Source organism: Pseudomonas sp. HMSC066A08 (assembly GCF_001813025.1).
Lineage (GTDB): Bacteria > Pseudomonadota > Gammaproteobacteria > Pseudomonadales > Pseudomonadaceae > Pseudomonas > Pseudomonas aeruginosa.
This window is the reverse complement of sequence record NZ_KV811299.1, coordinates 84643-103904: the sequence shown is the minus strand read 5'-3', so window position 1 is coordinate 103904 and position 19262 is coordinate 84643. Positions and strand designations below refer to the sequence as shown.

The 19262-nt window shown below is 66.6% G+C and carries 14 protein-coding genes; 1 reads left to right on the top strand and 13 read right to left on the bottom strand.

The window, feature by feature from the left end; all coding sequences use genetic code 11:
- Positions 1 to 54 precede the first annotated feature (54 nt).
- From HMPREF2886_RS14260 to glnE, 13 genes are all read right to left on the bottom strand, one after another.
- On the bottom strand, positions 55 to 1473 hold the full coding sequence (locus HMPREF2886_RS14260; RefSeq protein WP_033967810.1) for a PIG-L deacetylase family protein: 1419 nt from the start codon (positions 1471 to 1473) through the stop codon (positions 55 to 57).
- Between the two features lie 3 nt (positions 1474 to 1476).
- The gene (locus HMPREF2886_RS14255) at positions 1477 to 2373 is read right to left on the bottom strand and encodes an antimicrobial resistance protein Mig-14 (RefSeq protein WP_033967808.1); all 897 of its coding nucleotides are present in this window, start codon (positions 2371 to 2373) and stop codon (positions 1477 to 1479) included.
- Positions 2367 to 3503, bottom strand: coding sequence for a glycosyltransferase (locus tag HMPREF2886_RS14250; protein ID WP_003109898.1), 1137 nt, complete (start codon positions 3501 to 3503; stop codon positions 2367 to 2369). Before HMPREF2886_RS14250 ends, HMPREF2886_RS14255 begins: the two co-directional genes overlap by 7 nt.
- Positions 3487 to 5244, bottom strand: coding sequence for a carbamoyltransferase family protein (locus HMPREF2886_RS14245; protein ID WP_033967806.1), 1758 nt, complete (start codon positions 5242 to 5244; stop codon positions 3487 to 3489). Before HMPREF2886_RS14245 ends, HMPREF2886_RS14250 begins: the two co-directional genes overlap by 17 nt.
- Before the next feature lie 103 nt (positions 5245 to 5347).
- A complete protein-coding gene (locus HMPREF2886_RS14240; RefSeq protein WP_033967804.1) occupies positions 5348 to 6826 on the bottom strand; it encodes a lipopolysaccharide kinase InaA family protein in 1479 nt (492 codons plus the stop codon).
- Positions 6823 to 7581 (bottom strand): lipopolysaccharide kinase InaA family protein, encoded by a 759-nt coding sequence (locus HMPREF2886_RS14235; protein ID WP_003095770.1) that lies wholly within the window; start codon positions 7579 to 7581, stop codon positions 6823 to 6825. Before HMPREF2886_RS14235 ends, HMPREF2886_RS14240 begins: the two co-directional genes overlap by 4 nt.
- Positions 7578 to 8312, bottom strand: a complete 735-nt coding sequence (locus tag HMPREF2886_RS14230; RefSeq protein WP_003095773.1) for a lipopolysaccharide kinase InaA family protein — start codon at positions 8310 to 8312, stop codon at positions 7578 to 7580. Before HMPREF2886_RS14230 ends, HMPREF2886_RS14235 begins: the two co-directional genes overlap by 4 nt.
- Positions 8312 to 9118: a lipopolysaccharide core heptose(I) kinase RfaP gene (rfaP, locus tag HMPREF2886_RS14225; RefSeq protein ID WP_039026612.1), complete on the bottom strand. Its 807-nt coding sequence runs from the start codon at positions 9116 to 9118 to the stop codon at positions 8312 to 8314. Before rfaP ends, HMPREF2886_RS14230 begins: the two co-directional genes overlap by 1 nt.
- Positions 9115 to 10236: a glycosyltransferase family 4 protein gene (locus tag HMPREF2886_RS14220; protein WP_033967799.1), complete on the bottom strand. Its 1122-nt coding sequence runs from the start codon at positions 10234 to 10236 to the stop codon at positions 9115 to 9117. The genes rfaP and HMPREF2886_RS14220 overlap by 4 nt, the downstream gene beginning before the upstream one ends.
- Positions 10233 to 11300: a lipopolysaccharide heptosyltransferase I gene (waaC, locus tag HMPREF2886_RS14215; protein ID WP_033967798.1), complete on the bottom strand. Its 1068-nt coding sequence runs from the start codon at positions 11298 to 11300 to the stop codon at positions 10233 to 10235. Before waaC ends, HMPREF2886_RS14220 begins: the two co-directional genes overlap by 4 nt.
- Positions 11297 to 12334, bottom strand: coding sequence for a lipopolysaccharide heptosyltransferase II (gene waaF / locus HMPREF2886_RS14210; protein WP_042164175.1), 1038 nt, complete (start codon positions 12332 to 12334; stop codon positions 11297 to 11299). The genes waaC and waaF overlap by 4 nt, the downstream gene beginning before the upstream one ends.
- Before the next feature lie 59 nt (positions 12335 to 12393).
- A complete protein-coding gene (gene ilvE, locus HMPREF2886_RS14205) occupies positions 12394 to 13317 on the bottom strand; it encodes a branched-chain-amino-acid transaminase (RefSeq protein WP_003095783.1) in 924 nt (307 codons plus the stop codon).
- 55 nt (positions 13318 to 13372) lie between these two features.
- Positions 13373 to 16321: a bifunctional [glutamate--ammonia ligase]-adenylyl-L-tyrosine phosphorylase/[glutamate--ammonia-ligase] adenylyltransferase gene (glnE, locus tag HMPREF2886_RS14200; RefSeq protein WP_033977018.1), complete on the bottom strand. Its 2949-nt coding sequence runs from the start codon at positions 16319 to 16321 to the stop codon at positions 13373 to 13375.
- A 281-nt stretch (positions 16322 to 16602) separates the two neighbouring features.
- On the opposite strand from glnE, the gene aceE reads away from it, so the two are divergent.
- Positions 16603 to 19251, top strand: a complete 2649-nt coding sequence (gene aceE / locus HMPREF2886_RS14195) for a pyruvate dehydrogenase (acetyl-transferring), homodimeric type (RefSeq protein WP_033967795.1) — start codon at positions 16603 to 16605, stop codon at positions 19249 to 19251.
- The last annotated feature ends 11 nt before the right edge of the window (positions 19252 to 19262 follow it).

Genomic DNA, 19262 nt, shown 5'->3' with positions numbered 1-19262 from the left:
GCTGCTCCGAAGCAGCATGGCGGCTCGAACCTTGCCGAGCGCTCGACCCAAGCATCACGCCTCCCCGTCCAGCGACTCCACCCAGAACAACTCGTGCCGACGCACCGCCTTGCGCATGAACTCGTCCTCGCCGTATGCCGGCCAGCAACGCCCGGCGAGCCAGCCCTGCAGACGGCGGCGCAGACGGCGCTTGAACGGCGGCCTGGGTTGCAGGTCGTGCATCATGCCCAAGGCCATGGCCTTGTCCACCTGGCGCGTGCGCTCCAGCGCCAGCGTCCATGGCAGCAACGGCGGGCATTCTTCCGTCAGCGGCGGCAGGCTGACCCCCATGTGCGCATCGCCCATCGGCCAGCGGTCGTTGTCGTGCAGGTGATTGGCATAGTGCAACAATGCCTGCGGCTGCCAGTCCAGCCCCTGGAGCGCCTCGCGCACGGCCTCCTGGGCGCGGACATGGTCCGGGTGCGGATCGAAATGCGGGTGAGGCAGGACGATGACCTCGGGACGTGCCAGCAGGATCAGCTCGCGGAGATCGGCCAGCAGATTGTTCCAGGTCGACAGGCCGTCGGCATCGCTGGCCAGGCGCAGGCGATTGAACTGGCGGAACGGACGGATATCGGCGAGATCGGCCTCACGGGACGGCACCACCTCGCCCGGGTTCGCCTGCATGGCAGGCAATTGCAGGCAGAAATAACCCAGTTGCACGCAGCGCTCGGCCGGCACCCCACCCCACATCGGCACGGCCTGGCTATCCCAGGCGCGCAGGCGGCCCTTCAGGCGTGCCGCAGCTACTCCGTCGAGGCCCATGCGGCGGTAATGCTCGGTTTCGATCTCGCCGGCGGTGAGGGTCACGATCCAGGCCTCGCGTGCCTGGCTGTAGAGGCCGAAGGCGGCCAGCTCGGCGTCGTCGGCATGCGGAGCGATGACCATCACCCGCCGATCACGGTAGTCGGGATGACGCGCACGCCACAGGGTCGGTTCGCCGAGCAGCCGGCAATGCCGACCGCGCAGGCGAATCCGGCCCTCGCCCAGCGGCCCGGCCAGTCCCGTCAGGTTCAGGTAGCGCAAGCCGTTCACCCCACGTTCGAAAGCCTGGGCATCGGCCTCCGCGCCACCTTCCAGCAGCACCGAGGGTTCGAGGAAACGCCCCAGCCAGCCAGCGCGCACGCCGATGCCAAGCACCAGCGTATCGCCTTCGCGCAGCTCGCCGTCGACTCGCAGACGGCCATCCGCCAGGCGTACCGGCAGCGGCTCGACCCCTTCCGCGAAACGGTAGCGGTAGTCCTCGCCCGGCGAATAGAACAGGTGATCGGCGAACCAGGCTTCGTGGGCGACCCACAGGGCCACGAGGAGGATCGGCAACAACCAGGGGCTGACCAGCAGGCCGACGGCCAGCAACGCCACCAGCGCAACCAGTAGGCCGATCCGCTTGTTGCGTCGATGACGCTTGAGCAACTGCTGCTTGCGTGCGCTCATGCTTCAGACCTGGAAGACCGGAGAAGGATGGCACCAGCGATCCTTGTATTCGCGGTCGGCGCGACCGAACGAATAGCGCAGGGGCTTGCCCAGCGCTCGCGCATCCTCCCAGGCGGCCTGGGTGTTCAGGTAACTGAGCACGCTGCCAGGGCTGAACTCGCGGGTCTGCGGATCGACGCCGCCGTTGATGTACTCGACGCTGAGCCAGCCCGGCGCTTCGGCGCGATACAGAACCTGGACCGCGATGGGCTGGTCGTTGAGCAGCAGGACCGAGCCGCGCAGCAATTCGCGCAGCCGCTCGAAGACCTCGGCCATGCGCTCCGCGCCGGTGGCCGGGAAGCCCCAGCGACGCTGGAACAGTTCGAGATAGATGGCGGCGAACTCGGCCGGGGCGAAGCTGTCTGCCTGGCGCACCTGGCCACCGGCCTCCTCCACCAGGCGCACTTCGCGCCGCTGGTTGTAGCGGAACTTCTTGGAGAAATCCTCGGGGGCGCGGGCGAAAGCCAGTTGCTCGGCCTGAGGGCGCAGCGTGACGATGTTCCGCTCATGCAGCGCCGACAGGTAGCGTCCCGCATGGCGGAGGGCAATGCGGGCATCGCCGGCCACCGGCAGGATCAGTTCGGCGTTGCCCAGGTCGTACAGGCCCTTCTTGCCGCGCCGCTTGAGCACGTCCTTGGACAACGCCAGGTGGCGGCCCCAGGTCGGGATCGCCGCAACCAGTTCGCCAGCGCTCTCCCAACCCAGGTAACGCACCGGGATTCCAGCCATTTCGGCGAGTTGTTCGACCACCAGCGGGTGGGTCGCGACGCTGCCGCCGAAACGCTGCCATGCCTGGGCGTAGGTCGGCGCATCCACTTCGCGCCAACCGCGTTCGCGGAAGGCGCGCAACCTGTTCAGCATGCAGACTCCGAAGCGAAGCCGGCAATCGTCGGCAGGCGCCAGAATTCGCGGCGCACCGCGGCGTCGGAGAAGCGTGTCTCCAGGCGCTCGAGCATGAGCCGCGCACAGGCCTCGCGCTGGCGGCGGTCGAGCGCCGCCAGGTGGGTCAGCCCCTCGGCCAGGGCCGTCTCGTCGCCCAGCGGGAAGAGGATGCCGACCCCTTCCACCACTTCGCGGGCGCCGCCACAGGCGGTGGCGATCAGCGGTACGCCGGCGACCATGGCCTCCAGCAGGACCATGCCGAACGGCTCGTGGTCGGAACTCAGGGCGAAGGCGTCGAACGCCTTGAAGTAGCGCCGTGCCTCTTCGACCTGGCCGAGGAACAGCACGCGCTCGCCGATGCCCAGTTCGCAGGCCAGGTCCTTGAGCTGCTCTTCCAGGCGGCCGCTGCCGAGGATCGCCAGCAAGCTGTTCTGCGGCAGGCGCGGCAGAGCGGCGGCGAAGCCGCGCAGCAGGGTAGCCTGGTCCTTGTCCGGATGCAGGCGGCCGACGTTGCCGACCACCCAGGCCTCGTCGGGCAGGCGCAGTTGCCGGCGCGCACTCAGGCGCTCGACCTGCTCGGCCTGCAGCGCAGCGACGTCGATGCGGTTGTAGAGCGTCTCGATCCGCTCCGCCGGCCACTTCGGCAGGCAACGGCGGATATCGTCGCGCACCGCGTCGGACACCGCCAGCAGGCTCAGGCGCTTGCTCATCAGGCCGGCGAAGACCTTGCGCGACAACCGCTGGTAATCGCCGAAGGCGTGGTGCACGCCAACGATCGGCAGACGAGTGGCCAGGCTGGCGATCCAGATCGGCTTGAAGCGGTGCGCGATGCAGAAGCGGAAGTCGCGCGAACGGGCGATCTCGCGCAAGTCGCGGATCGCCTTCAGCTTGAGGCCACGGATGTCCCTGGAGCCGTACTCGAGGAACAGTACCTCGTCGGAGGCGCAACGCGCCGCCACCTCAGGATCGGAACGCCCGGTGAGGAACACCGTGGTGACCTTGTACGGGGTTCCGGCGAACAGGCTGGCGTACTGACGGGCACAGTCGAGGAAAGGCCCGTCGTAGCCGTGACAGAACTGCAGGACGCGAGGTTCAGCCGACCGAGTCATACCAGTCCACGCCCTCCTTCACGACCAGGATGTCCTCCATGATCAGGTACTGCAGATCGGAGCCGAAGAACATGTTCAGGGCGTCGGTCGGCGAGCAGATCATCGGTTCGCCGCGACGATTGAGCGAAGTGTTCAGGGCCACGCCGTTGCCGGTGAGGTTCTCCAGTTCCTTCATCAGGTCGTAGTAGCGCGGGTTGTACTCGCGCTTCAGCACCTGGGCGCGGGAGGTGCCGTCCTCGTGCACCACTTCCGGCACTCGCTCCTTCCACTCTTCGTTGACTTCGAAGGTGAAGGTCATGAACGGGGCCGGGTGGTCGATCTTGAACATCTGCGGGCCGACGGTATCCAGCATCGACGGGCAGAAGGGCCGCCAGCGCTCGCGGAACTTGATCTGCGCATTGATCCGGTCGGCCACGCCCGGCACGCTCGGGCAGCCGAGAATGGAGCGGCCGCCGAGGGCACGCGGACCGAACTCCATGCGTCCCTGGAACCAGGCCACCGGGTTGCCGTCGGCAAGGATCCTGCCGATACGCTGGCTGCGGTTGTCGATCTTCTTCCACTGCGGCCTGGCCTCGTGACGGGCGCAGGCGGCGATGACGTCCTCGTTGGAATACTCCGGGCCGAGGTAGACGTGCTCCATCTTCTCCACCGGCACGCCGCGCTGGTGCGACACGTAGGCCGCCGCGCCGACCGCGGTGCCGGCGTCGCTGGCCGCCGGCTGGACGAACAGCTCCTTCACTTCGGGGCGGGAAATGATCTTCTGGTTGAGCTTGACGTTCAGCGCGCAGCCGCCGGCGAAAGCGACCTTGCCGGTCTCGCGGATGATATCGCCGAGGTAGTAGTCCATCATCTCCAGCGCGAGCTTCTCGAACAGCGCCTGGATGCTCGCGGCGTAATGGATGTAGGGATCGTCGGCGATGTCGCCTTCGCGCTTGGGCCCCAGCCACTCGATCAGCTTGGGCGAGAAGTAGTAGCCCTTGCCTTTCTCCTTGTATCGGCGGAAGCCGATGACATTGGCATAATCGGTGTTGATCACCAGTTCGCCGTTCTCGAACTTGGCGAGACGGGAGAAATCGTACTTGCTGGCGTCACCGTAGGGCGCCATGCCCATGACCTTGAACTCACCGTCGAGCATGTCGAAGCCGAGGTACTCGGTGATCGCGCCGTACAGGCCGCCCAGCGAATCCGGATCGTAGAACTCCTTGATCTTGTGGATCCGACCGTTTTCGCCCCAGCCGAAGAAAGTGGTGGCGTACTCGCCCTTGCCGTCGATGCCGAGGATCGCGGTCTTTTCCTTGAACCCCGAGCAATGGTAGGCGCTGGAGGCGTGGGCAAGGTGGTGCTCGACCGGCTGGATCTTGATTTTCTTCAGGTCGAAGCCGAGTTGCTGCAGGCACCACTCGATGCGCTTGTAGTAACGCTTGTAGCGGCGGTTGCCGAGCAGGATCGCATCCAGCGCGCGATCCGGCGCGTAGGCGTAGCGCTTGGCGTAGTGCCAGCGGGCCTTTTCCATGATGCTGATGGGAGCGAAGGGAATCGCCACCACGTCGACATCGGCCGGCTCGATCCCTGCCTGCTCCAGGCAGAACTTCGCCGATTCGTAGGGCATGCGGTTCTTCGCGTGCTTGTCGCGCACGAAGCGCTCTTCCTCGACGGCCGCGACCAGCTTGCCGTCGATGTACAGGGCGGCGGACGGGTCATGGCTTACGGCGCCAGACAGGCCTAGGACGGTCAATGCCACGGTAGAACCTCTTCAAAGCAGCTCGCGGTTGCGGAGTGGGACCGACAACCGCGGCTTTCGTTTAACTCGTCGACCGCCGCAGGCGGTGGTCGTCGCTTGTCGTTCAAGCCCCGGCGGCGTCGCCGAGGCGGGGAATCCGTTGCTCCAGCAGCCGATAGAGGCCACTGTCCTGCGGCCAGTTGCGCAGGAAGCGCGCGCGGTCGCGGGCGTAGGCGCGGGCAAAGGACGCCTGACTGTGATGCTTGCGCATCGCGTCCAGGTCGATCAGCGCCCATTCGCCGCCTTGTTCATGGGCCTGCCAGAACAGGTTGTGTCCCTTCAGGTCGCCGTGGCTGATGCGTTCGCGGATCAGCGTCGAAAACAGCCGATCCAGTGCCGCCAACTCGGCTTCCGGTGGCGAAACGGCGCCATCGGGCATGTCCAGGCAAGGTTTAAAACGAGCGATTATATCCTGACCGCCGAGATAATCGGTAATCAGGTAGGCGCGCCCGCGCAGCCAGCACCAGCGCCGCTCCAGCATCGCCAGCGGACGGGCGGTGGCGATGCCGAGGAATTCCAGGCGGTTGCCTTCGCGCCAGGAGGCCCAGGCCCGGCTCGGCCGCCAGAAGCGCTTCAGCCAATGGACCAGGCCCTTGATGTTGTAGCGTTTGATGATCAGCGTGCGGCCATTCGCTTCGACCCGGGCGACGGTGGCCGCACCGCCGTCCTTGTAGACGTGGCCGGCGGCGATCAGGCGGTCCGCGTCCGCCAGCAGCGGCGCCATCGTCCCGGCCTCGCTGCGGCGGGCGGCGAACAGGCGGAACGGACCGCGCACGACGCTGAACAGGCTACAGTCGCGACCGACCTTCCTCAGCAGGTCGCGCACCCGCCAGCGACGAACCTTGGCGATTTCCTTCTGCAAGGCTTCCAGCGGCAGCGCATGCTCGCCGTTGGCCAGCAGGTAATGCACCAGCAACTCCTCCAGGAAAGGATCGAGGACCGCCGGCAACTGGGCGAAGAACACCCCGAGGTTTTCCAGCACTTTCTGTCGCGACAGCGGCTGGCCGGGAGTTTCCGCACGCACGCCGCCACCGTCGATGAGATACAGGCGGCCGGCGTGGCGCAACAGGTTGTCCAGGTGCAGGTCGTCCTGCCAGAGGCCCTTTGCATGCAGCTCGCCAATGGCCGCCAGGGCTTCGCCGAGCACCGCTTGCTGGGCATCGCCCAGCGGCGCCTGGGCCTCCACCGCACGCCAGGCGTCACCGAGGCTCTGCGCCGCGTCGAGGTAGTCGAACAGCAGCCAGCCGCCCTCGCCCTCCTGCAGCCCGTCGGCCAGCAGCGCCGGGGTGGTCAGCCCCTGGGCCGCGAGCAGACGCGCCCCGTCCAGTTCGCGCTGGAAATGCCGTGCGGCCTTGCCGCCCACCAGCAGCTTGGCCAGCACCTTGCGCCCACGCCATTCGCCGGCACCGACGTAGCGCTGCCCGGGCAGCACCCGCAGCAGACTGTCCAGGCGCAGTTCGGCTGCGCCGGCGCCATCCGCCAGGGTCACCCGCAATGGCAGTTGCGGGTGGCGCCCGGCGGCTTGCAGTTCGGCCAGTCTCATCGGCGCGACTCCTTGCGCCGACGGCGCTGGTCGAGAAGGCGGTACCACTGCTCGACCTCGGCCGAGTCGAGGGGTTCGTCGACATAGGCGGAGATGAATTCATGCACGTCCGCTTCGCTCCAGTCCGGGGCGCGGCGCAGCATCGGCTCCAGGTCCTTGACCTGGTCGCGGCGGCCGAACCAGATCGGCCGGGTCTTCTCCAGGTCGATCAGGCAGGCCTCGAAGACGCCATCGGCCCCCTCGCGGAGGAATACATGCTTGGGATAGAAGCAACCATGCATCTGTCCGGCCGCGTGCAGCTGGCGCGCCAGCCTGCCAACCGCCCGGAGAATCGCCCGGCGCCGCTCTTCGGCCAGGTCGTGCCAGGACGCCAGCCAGGTGTCCAGGTCCTGCCAGCCGTCCAGGGCGCGGGTCAGGAGGATCGCCTGGCGCTCTCCGCCGACCGCCTGCTGGGCGAAGAACGCCGCCTGCAGGGCGGGAATGCCCAGCGCCCGGTAGCGCTCGATGTTGCGGAACTCGCGGGCGAAGGTCGGCTCGCCCAGCGGATGGCGCAGGCTGCGGGTCAGGTGGTTGCTCTGGCGCTTCAGGTAGTAGGCGGAGTCGCCCAGGTCGAGGCGGTAGACGCTGCTCCAGCCACCCCGTTCGGTATTCGGTTCGTCCACGGCGTCCAGCTGCAAGGCCCACAGGGCGTCGAAGCTGTCCAGACGGTTGCGCTGGAGCAGGTCGTGGTCCTGCGCGGCGATGAAAACGCTCATTCGCGCCCCTCGAAGAAAGCCACCACCTGGCGAATACGCTTCTTGTCGGATTCGTTCAGGTGCCGGCGACGGCGATATTGCAGGTAGAAGCGCAGGCGCTGGGTGCGCGACAGGTGGTACTTGGCCACCTTGTCCAGGCAGGCCAGGTCCTTGGTGATCCGGTAGCGCAGCATGAAGCTCCACCAGAACGCGCCGTTCGGGCAGTCGATGAAATACACCAGCGGCTGGTCGTCCACCAGCAGGTTGCGCCACTTCAGGTCGTTGTGGGTGAAATGCTGGTCGTGCATCAGGCGCGTAGCCTTGGCGATCTGCCGACTGACGCCGTCCACCCAGCGCGGGTCCTTCAGGCGCGGATCCCGGTTGCAGGCGAGCACCGACAAGTCCTCGGTGCCCGGCAGTTCGCGGGTGATCATGGCGCCGCGCTGGAAGGCGCCGGCCTTGCGCTCCAGCCCCCAGGCGACCACTTCGGCGGTGGGAATGCCCCACTTCTCGAAGCGCTTGAGGTTCTGCCACTCGGCCTTGATCCGCGGTCGCGCCAGGTAGCGGCGCAGGCCCTTGCCGGCGCTGCGGTAGCGCTTGACGTAGTAACGCACGCCGTCGCGCTCGATGCGGATGACTTCGGACAACGGGTCGCGGGTCAGGCGCTCGCCCTCCAGGGCGAACACGCTATCGAGGCTACCGAAATCGGCGGCCAGGTGACGGTAATCGGGTTCGAGGGTCCACCCCGCCATCAGAGCAGGTCTCCGTAACGCTGCTTGCGTTCGTAGAGTTTTTCCGCCTTGCGTTCCATCCAGGCCAGCAGGCTGGCCTCGTCGCGCAGTATCTCGCGCAACGGCCGGCGGAAATAGGTGCGCAGGAAGCGTAGCTTGTCGCGACGCGTCAGTCCGATGTCCAGCGCAGAGAAATACAATGCCGCCAGATCCTTGTTACGCCAGCGTTTCGGCGTGGCGTCGCGAGTCTGGGCGCGGTGCAGGTCGATCACCGAGAGGCGGAAGTCGTCCGCGTTCACCGGCTTGTCGGTGTGCAACAGGAAATGACAGATGTAGCAGTCGCGATGGTTGACTCCGGCACGGTGCATGTCGCCGACCATCCGCGCCACCGCCTCGACCAGCGCACGCTTGAGCCGCGGCGGCGGGGGACGTTCGCGCCAGTCCTGGGAGAACACCTCGAGGTCCACGGTCGGCGCCAGTTCCTCGGTGACGATGAAGGAATGCTGCCGCGCCGGATCGCTGCCGCGCTCGCCGTAGGCGACCGCGGTCATGGTCGCTACGCCGGCCTCGTGCAGGCGCCGGATGGCCTGCCACTCCTGGCGCGCGCCGAGCACCGGGAGCTTGGCGGTGAGCAGGTTCTTGGCGATCTCGCCCCAGCCGATGCCACGGTGGATCTTGACGAAGTAGCCGCGCCCGTCGACCTCGGTGCGCAGGGTGCGGCGCCCCTCCAGTTCGCGGTAGACCTTGCCTTGCAGCGCCTCCACCGCCTCGAACGGGTCGCGCCCGCGCCACAGACGCTTGAACGGCTCTTCCAGCACCAGCCTCATGAGGCCCCCCCGAGGATCAGGTCGGCGGCGCGCTGCGGCATGCTGTAGAGGTCGGCGTGATCGGCGTAGGCCAGGCCATTGCGCGACCAGGCGGCGCGCGCCGGAGCGTCCTCCAGCATTTCCGCGAGCAGGCGGTTGAGACTGTCCTGCTCGAACGGACTCGGCAGCACCCGCCCGGCGTCGGCCTCGGCGATGTAGTGGGCATAGCCGCAGACATCGGTCACCAACACCGGCAGGCCGGAGACCAGCGCCTCCAGCAGCACCGTACCGGTGTTCTCGTTGTAGGCCGGGTGGATCAGCAGGTCGGCGCCGAGCAGGAAGCGCGGGATATCGCTGCGACCCTTGAGGATCTGTACCTGATCGTTGAGACCGAGGGCGGCGATCTGTAGCAGGAACGGCTTGGGATCGTCCTGACCGATGGCGATCAGCCGGGTACGCCTGCGCAACGCCTTGGGCAGCGCGGCCAGCGCCTTCAGGCTGCGATCCAGGCCCTTGGTCTTGAAGCCTGAACCGATCTGCACCAGCAGCAGGTCGTCCTCCTCCAGGCCGAACTCGCGGCGGAATTCCGCACGCACGTCCGCGGCGTTGGCCGGTGCCCGGCGATCCTGGCTGATCCCCGGCGGCAGCAGATGGAAACGCTCGGCCTGGGTGCCGTAGTGCTTGACGAAGAGCGGCTGCTGCACCTCGGAGATCATCAGGATCTCGGTCTTCGAGGCCGGGTCGAACACTGCCCGTTCGTAGCCGGCGAAGTGGCGGTAGCGGCCCCACTGGCGGTACAGCGGGTTGCGCAAGGTCTGGGCCTTTTCCTCGAAACAGGCGTCGGCGGCGTAGTAGACATCCAGTCCGGGCATCTTGTTGAAGCCGATCACCCGCTGCACCGGCCGCCTGGCCAGGTCGGCGCGGACCCACGCGGTGAACTTCTCGTTGCGCCGGTGGTTGAAGATCGAGCGCACCGGGGCCACCAGCACTTCGAAGCCGTCCGGCACGTCGCCCTCCCAGATCAGGGTATAGACACGGATGTCGTGCCCGCGCCGCTGGCATTCCAGGGCGATGCGCATGAAGTCGCGCTGCAGGCCGCCGAAGGGGAAGTATTTGTAGAGGATGAACGCCAGGGTCATCGGAGGGTCTCCGGGGCCAGCAGCATGGCCTCCAGCTGGGTGGCCACGCGCTGGGGATTCAGCCGGGTGAAGCACAGCGGCTGCTCACGCTTGAGATCGAACAGTTTGCGGTCCTCTTCGGTCGGCTGGTAGGTACAGGTCTTCTTCAGGCACGGCGCACAGGGGAAGTCGCTGCCCAGGTGGACCTGGGAACGCCCGTAGGCGCCGGTGAAGCCAGGATTGGTCGGGCCGAACAGCGACAGCGTCGGCACGTCCAGCGCCGCCGCCAGGTGACCGAGGCCGGTATCCACCGCCACGCAGGCGCGCGCGCCGGCAAGCACCTTGGCCATGCCGGCCAGGGATAATCTGGGGAGTACCGCGGCATTTTCCAACCCCGCCGCCAGGCGCTCGGCCCGCTCCCGCTCGGCGGCGCTGCCCCAGGGCAGGCGCACCGACCAGCCGCGCTCGCACATGCGCTCGGCCAGTTCGCGCCAGTAGGCCTCCGGCCAATGCTTGGTGACCCAGGTAGTACCGTGCAGGAACACCAGGTACGGCGCGCCAGGGTCGGCGTCGGCCAACTGCTCGCGGTCCAGGCCATAGTCACCGACCGACTCGGGCAACCGGTAGTCCAGCGCCTGGGCGAACAACTGGCGCGTGCGCTCCACCGCATGCTGTCCCCAGGCGACCGGATAGGCACGGCGGTAGAAGCGGCTGGCGAGCGGCTCGCGTGCCGAGTCGCGATCGAGACCGGCGACCGGCGTCTTGCCCACGTAACGGGTCAGCCAGGCACTCTTCAGCAGCCCCTGGGCGTCGATCACCAGGTCATAGTCGACTTCCTTCAGGCGCTGCTTGAAGCGTCGCCATTCGCCGTTGCGCAAGGTCTGCCAGAGGCTCTTGCGCCAGCGCCGGATTGCCACCGGGATCACCCGCGCCACCGCCGGATGCCAGGCGGGAATCTCGGCGAAACCTTCCTCCACCACCCAGTCGAACTGGATGCCGGGAATCGCCCGGGCGGCGTCGGTAAGCGCCGGCAGGGTATGGATCACGTCACCGAGGGACGAGGTCTTGACCAGCAGTACCCTCATCCGGCGACCTCGGCAGGATCGCCGACCAGCCGCTCCAGGGCATGCAATACCAGGCCAGGCGGCAGCTCGCGGAGGCAATTGTAGTGGCCGAAGCGACAGGTGCGCTCGAAGCACGGGCTGCACTCGAGACCGAGGCGGACGATCTCTACCCGGTCCGCCAGCGGCGGGGGGAACTGCGGCGAGGTGGAGCCATAGACGCCCACCAGCGGGCGATCCAGCGCGGCCGCCACATGCATCAGGCCGGAATCGTTGGACACCACCGCGCCAGCGCAGGACATCAGGTCGATGGCCTCGGCCAGCGAAGTCTCCCCGGCAAGATTGAAGGACTCCTCGCGCAACCCCGGAATCAGGCGCTGGCGAATTTCCTCTCCACCGGGATGGTCGTTCTTCGAGCCGAACAGCCAGACCTGCCAGCCGGCCCGGATCTTCGCCTCGGCGACCGCGGCGTAGTGTTCCGCCGGCCAGCGCTTGGCCTCGCCGAACTCGGCGCCGGGACAGAGCGCCAGCACCGGGCGGTCCAGGCTCAGGGCGAACTTGGCGAGCGCCGCCTGGCGGCTGCCGTCGTCGATCCGCAGGCGCGGCTGCGGATAGGGCTTCGGCAACTCCACGCCCGGCTCGAAGGCCAGGGCCATGAAGCGTTCGATCATCAGCGGATAGCGCTGCTTGTCGAGCTTGCGGATGTCATTGAGCAGCCCATAGCGCATCTCGCCGCGCCAGCCGGTGCGCTTCGGTATTCCGGCGAACCAGGGCACCAGCGCCGACTTCAGCGAGTTGGGCAGCAGTATCGCCTGCTCGTACTGACCGCGCAGGCTGCGTCCGATCCGGCGCCGGGTGGCGACGTCCATCACTCCGTGGCCGAGCGGGAAGCTCAGGGCCTGGCGCACCTCAGGCATGCGCTCGAGGATCGGACGACTCCACTCGGGCGCCAGCACGTCGATCACGCACTCGGGATGCCGCTGGCGCAGACACTGGAACAGGGTCTGCGCCATCACCATGTCCCCCACCCAGGAGGGACCTACGATCAGAATTCTCATTCAGGCTCCGGAAATGATCAGGGAGGCTTTCGCCTCCCTGTCACACCCTTCTTCGGTGCTTACTTGACCAGGGTACGCCACTCGGCGTGGGCCTCGGTCTTGCCGCTGACCAGGTCGAAATAGGCTTTCTGCAGCTTTTCGGTGACCGGGCCACGGCGGCCGGCGCCGATCTTGCGACCGTCCACTTCGCGGATCGGCGTGACTTCCGCGGCGGTGCCGGTGAAGAAGGCCTCGTCGGCAATGTACACCTCGTCGCGGGTGATGCGCTTCTCGACCAGTTTAAAACCGTGTTCGGCGGCCAGGGTCAGGATAGTGTTACGAGTGATGCCGTTCAGGCAGGCGGTGACTTCCGGGGTGTAGATCACGCCATCCTTGATGATGAAGATGTTCTCGCCGGAGCCTTCGGCCACGTAGCCTTCCGGATCGAGCATCATGGCCTCGTCGGCGCCGCCGGAGATCGCTTCCTGGAGGGCCAGCATCGAGTTGATGTAGGCGCCGTTGGACTTGGCGCGGGTCATCGAGATGTTGACGTGGTGGCGGGTGAAGGAACTGGTGCGCACCTTGATGCCTTGCTGCAGGGCTTCCTCGCCCATGTAGGCGCCCCAGCTCCAGGCGGCGATGATCACATGGACCTTCAGGCCGCTGGCGCGCAGGCCCATGCCTTCGCTTCCGTAGAACACCATCGGGCGGATGTAGGCGCTTTCCAGGTTGTTCTCGCGCACGGCGGCGCGGGTCGCCTCGTTGATCTCGTCGCGGCTGTACGGGATCTGCATGTTCATGATGTGCGCGGAATCGAACAGCCGGTCGGTATGCGCCTGCAGGCGGAAGATCGCCGTGCCCTGCGGGGTATCGTAGGCGCGCACGCCCTCGAACACGCCCATTCCATAGTGCAGGGTATGGGTCAGTACGTGCGTGGTCGCGTCGCGCCACTGCACCAGTTCACCGTCATACCAGATCACGCCATCACGATCGGCCATCGACATAGTTGCCAGCTCCTTCAGATATTCGTTACGTACTTGCGTTACGTGCCTGAGTGGATCAGCCGAGCCGCAGCTCGCGCCAGATCCTGATCACTTCTCGCCGCTCCGTCTGGAAGTGCTCGCCGCTCACGACCCCGGCCTCCTTCTGTAGTGCCAGGCGGTGTGCGGCTGCGCGATAGGCCTTGTAGGCCTCCTGCAGGAGACGGACGTCCTCGCTGGCGATCAGGCCAGCCCGTTCCAGTCCTTCCAGAATGCGGATGTTATCGGTGAATTCGAGCAGCGCCGGGTGTTCTCCGGACCAAGCTAGAACCGCATATTGCACCATAAATTCGATATCGACGATACCACCGGCATCGTGCTTGAGATCGAAGGCTGCCGTGGCCTCGAAGGCATTCGAGGCGGTGCCGGCGGCGGTAGCGCGGGTTCCCAGGTTGTCGCGCATCTTGGCGCGCATTTCGCTGACTTCGGTGCGCAACGCGTCGAGATCGCGCGGCCTCGCCAGCACCTCGGCACGTACTGCCTCGAAGCTCGCCTGCACCCGCCGGCAACCGGCCAGCACCCGGGCGCGGACCAACGCCTGGTGCTCCCAGGTCCAGGCCTCCTGCTCCTGGTAGCGCTGGAAGGCGCCCAGCGAACTCACCAGCAGGCCGGCCGCGCCGCTCGGACGCAGGCGCATGTCGACCTCGTAGAGGGTGCCGGATGGCGTCTGCGCGGTGAGGAAATGAATGATCTTCTGCCCCAGGCGGGTAAAGAACTGCGCGCCATCGATGGATTTGCCGCCATCGGTCTCGCACTGGGGGTCGCCGTCATGGATGAACACCAGGTCGAGGTCCGAGCCATGACCGAACTCCAGCCCGCCGACCTTGCCGTAGCCGACGATGACGAAATCCGGATCGCACGGCGTGCCGTCGGCGCGCAACGGCCGGCCGTGACGCTGCACCAACTGCCGCCAGGCCAGTTCGAGGACCTCGACGAGGATCGCCTCGGCCAGCCAGGTCAGGTAGTCGCTGACCTTCATCAACGGCAGCGTGCCGGCGATCTCCGAGGCCGCCACCCGCAGCCCGTGGGCCAGCTTGAAGTGACGAAGGGTCTCCATCTGCTGCTCGAGGTCGTCCTCGGGAATCCGCATCAGCCGTTCGCGCAGCTCGGCGGCCAGCTCGGCGGCCTGTGGAGGACGGAACAGGCGCCCTTCGTTGAGCAGTTCGTCGAGCAGGATCGGGAACCGCGCGATCTGCTCGGCGACCATCGGACTGGCCGCGCAGAGGGTCAGCAGGCGTTCCAGCGCGCCGGGGTTCTCGGTCAGCAACACCAGGTAGGCGGAGCGCCGCGCCACCGCCTCCACCAGCGGCAGGACCCGCTCCAGCACCAGGTCCGGCTGGGGGTTTTCCACGGTCATCGCCAGCAGGCGCGGAACGAAGGCATCCAGGCGTTCCCGGCCGAGACGCTGCATCGCTCGCACCTGGGGTCCGTGGCGCAGATCGCTGAGACGTTTCCAGGCCGCCTCGGCATCGACGAAGCCGGCGTCGGCCAGTTGCCGACTGGCCGACTCCTCGTCCAGCGCCTCCTCCCACAGCGGGATCCACTCGGCGCCGACGCTGCCGCAGGCCGCCTCGCCGCTTTCGTCCTCGTCCGGGTCGGCGATCACCTGGCGGAAGTGCCAGTCGATGCGCGCCCGCCAGTAGCTCAGGCGCTCGTGGAATGCGGCCCAACTGGCGAACCCCATGATGAAGGCCACGCGGATACGGTCGTATTCGTCGCTGGGCAGCATTTGCGTCTGCCGGTCGGCCAGCGCCTGGATGGCATGCTCGGCGTAGCGCAGGAACTCGTAGCCGCCGCGCAGTTCCTCGACCACCGCCGGCGGCAGGTAACCCTGCCCCTCCAGGGTCGCCAGCACCTTCAGCAGCGGCCGTTGCTGCAAGCTCAGGTCGCGCCCGCCATGGATCAACTGGAACGCCTGGGCGATGAACTCCACCTCGCGGATACCGCCTTCGCCCAGCTTGATGTTTTCCGACATACCCTTGCGCCGGACCTCCTGCTGGATCAGCTGCTTCATGGTACGCAGCGCCTCGATGGCGGAAAAGTCCAGGTAGCGCCGATAGACGAACGGCCGCAGCATGCCGAGCAGTTGCTCGCCTGCCTGCTGGTCGCCGCCGACCACCCGCGCCTTGATCATCGCGTAGCGCTCCCAGTCGCGCCCCTGGTCCTGGTAGTACTGCTCCAGCGCGGCGAAGCTGTAGACCAGCGGTCCGCTGGAGCCGTAGGGACGCAGGCGCATGTCGACGCGAAAGACGAAGCCGTCGACGGTGATCGCATCCAGCGCCTTGATCAGTTTCTGCCCCAGGCGGGTGAAGAACTCCTGGTTGTCCAGCGAACGCTTCGCCCCCTCGGTCTCGCCGCCCTCCGGGTAACCGAAGATCAGGTCGATGTCCGACGACAGGTTGAGCTCCACCGCGCCCAGCTTGCCCATGCCCAGGACCACCATCCGCTGCGGTTCGCCGGAGCGCCGGCCGATCGGCGTGCCGAACTGCTCGCACTGGCGCCGATGGAGCCACTCGCAAGCCAGGCCGATGCAGGCGTCGGCCAGGGCCGACAGGTCGCGACAGGTTTCCGCCAGCGCGGCGCGACGGGTCAGGTCGCGCCAGATGATGCGCAGTTGCTGGCGTGTGCGGAAACGTCGCAGGCGCCGACCGAGTTCGTCCTCGTCGGTGCAATCCTCCAGCCGTGCCTGCAACTGGCTGCGCAGTTCGCCGGGCGCCTGGGGGTTCTCCAGCTCGCCGCGTTCGGCCAGTTCCAGCAGCATCGCCGGGTCGCGCACTGCCTGCTCGGCGACGAAATCGCTGGCCGCGGCGACCCGTCGGAAATCCTCAAGGCGCTCCTCGGGCCAGGCCTCCAGGCGGGCCAGGGCGGCGGCATCGAGGGCGGCGACAGCGGAGCGGAGGGCAGTCCCGGCGCGTTCGGCGGCGGGCAGCAGAGTGGCCGGCAGATTCGCCAGCGAAGGCAGGCTCATGGTCTATCCTGTTTGGGCTTCCGACCGAAGACCACAGGCTCGACGCACAACGTCGAAAAGGCTCTACATCGGGCCTTATAGCCTGACAGCGACAATCGAAATGTAGTTTTACTACTAAAAATTGTATCCAGAGGGCTGTTTCTCAGACTGATCTGTAGTAAAACTACAAGTCGCCGGGTACCCCCCCGGAGAACATCCAAGAATTAGCTGCGGTCGCCCACGAGGCCGGCCGCTCACCTATGGCATCCGATTCTGGAAGCCTTTCCGCCCTGGAGCAAGCCATGCAAGACCTCGATCCCGTCGAAACCCAGGAATGGCTGGACGCCCTGGAGTCCGTACTCGACCGCGAAGGTGAAGACCGCGCTCATTACCTGATGACCCGCATGGGCGAGCTGGCCAGCCGTAGCGGCACCCAACTGCCCTACGCGATCACCACGCCCTATCGCAACACCATTCCGGTAACCCACGAAGCACGCATGCCCGGCGACCTGTTCATGGAACGCCGGATCCGCTCCCTGGTGCGCTGGAACGCCCTGGCGATGGTGATGCGGGCGAACAAGCACGACCCGGACCTGGGCGGCCACATCTCCACCTTCGCCTCCTCGGCGACCCTCTACGACATCGGCTTCAACTATTTCTTCCAGGCTCCCACCGACGAACACGGCGGCGACCTGGTGTTCTTCCAGGGCCACGCATCCCCCGGCGTCTACGCCCGCGCCTTCCTCGAAGGCCGCATCAGCGAGGAACAACTGGAGAACTTCCGCCAGGAAGTGGACGGCAACGGCCTGTCCTCCTACCCGCACCCCTGGCTGATGCCGGACTTCTGGCAGTTCCCCACCGTATCCATGGGCCTTGGCCCGATCCAGGCGATCTACCAGGCACGCTTCATGAAGTACCTGGAAAGCCGCGGCTTCATCCCCGCCGGCAAGCAGAAGGTCTGGTGCTTCATGGGCGACGGCGAGTGCGACGAGCCGGAATCCCTCGGCGCGATCTCCCTGGCCGGCCGTGAGAAGCTGGACAACCTGATCTTCGTCATCAACTGCAACCTGCAGCGCCTCGACGGCCCGGTCCGCGGCAACGCCAAGATCATCCAGGAGCTGGAAGGCGTGTTCCGCGGCGCCGAGTGGAACGTCAACAAGGTCATCTGGGGTCGCTTCTGGGACCCGCTGTTCGCCAAGGACACCGCCGGCCTGCTGCAGCAGCGCATGGACGAGGTCATCGACGGCGAATACCAGAACTACAAGGCGAAAGACGGCGCCTACGTGCGCGAGCACTTCTTCGGCGCGCGTCCGGAACTGCTGGAAATGGTCAAGGACCTTTCCGACGAGGAAATCTGGAAGCTCAACCGCGGCGGCCACGACCCCTACAAGGTCTATGCGGCCTACCACCAGGCGGTCAACCACAAGGGCCAGCCGACCGTCATCCTGGCCAAGACCATCAAGGGCTACGGCACCGGCAGCGGCGAAGCGAAGAACATCGCGCACAACGTGAAGAAGGTCGACGTCGACAGCCTGCGCGCGTTCCGCGACAAGTTCGACATCCCGGTCAAGGACGCCGACCTGGAGAAGCTGCCGTTCTACAAGCCTGAAGAAGGCAGCGCCGAGGCCAAGTACCTGGCCGAGCGCCGCGCCGCGCTGGGCGGCTTCATGCCGGTGCGCCGGCAGAAGAGCATGAGCGTGCCGGTTCCGCCGCTGGAAACCCTGAAGGCCATGCTCGACGGCTCCGGCGATCGCGAGATCTCCACCACCATGGCCTTCGTGCGGATCATCTCGCAGCTGGTCAAGGACAAGGAACTCGGCCCGCGCATCGTCCCGATCGTCCCGGACGAGGCCCGTACCTTCGGCATGGAAGGCATGTTCCGCCAGCTCGGCATCTACTCCTCGGTAGGCCAGCTCTACGAGCCGGTGGACAAGGACCAGGTGATGTTCTACCGCGAGGACAAGAAGGGCCAGATCCTCGAGGAAGGCATCAACGAGGCCGGTGCCATGTCCAGCTGGATTGCCGCCGGTACTTCCTACAGCACCCACAACCAGCCGATGCTGCCGTTCTACATCTTCTATTCGATGTTCGGCTTCCAGCGCATCGGCGACCTGGCCTGGGCCGCCGGCGACAGCCGCGCGCACGGCTTCCTGATCGGCGGCACCGCTGGTCGCACCACGCTGAACGGCGAAGGCCTGCAGCACGAGGACGGCCACAGCCACCTACTGGCCTCGACCATCCCGAACTGCCGCACCTACGATCCGACCTACGCCTACGAACTGGCGGTGATCATCCGCGAAGGCTCGCGGCAGATGATCGAAGAGCAGCAGGACATCTTCTACTACATCACCGTGATGAACGAGAACTACGTCCAGCCGGCCATGCCGAAGGGCGCGGAAGAAGGCATCATCAAGGGCATGTACCTCCTCGAGGAGGACAAGAAGGAAGCCGCTCACCACGTGCAACTGCTGGGCTCCGGCACCATCCTGCGCGAAGTCGAGGAAGCGGCCAAGCTGCTGCGCAACGACTTCGGCATCGGCGCCGACGTCTGGAGCGTGCCGAGCTTCAACGAGCTGCGTCGCGACGGCCTTGCCGTCGAGCGCTGGAACCGCCTGCATCCGGGCCAGAAGCCGAAGCAGAGCTACGTCGAGGAGTGCCTGGGCGGCCGTCGCGGCCCGGTGATCGCCTCCACCGACTACATGAAGCTCTACGCCGAGCAGATCCGCCAGTGGGTTCCCTCCAAGGAGTACAAGGTGCTCGGCACCGACGGCTTCGGCCGCAGCGACAGCCGCAGGAAGCTGCGCAACTTCTTCGAGGTGGATCGTCACTGGGTGGTGCTGGCCGCGCTCGAAGCGCTGGCCGATCGCGGCGATATCGAGCCGAAAGTGGTGGCCGAAGCCATCGCCAAGTACGGTATCGATCCGGAGAAGCGCAACCCGCTGGATTGCTAATTCGCTCCATA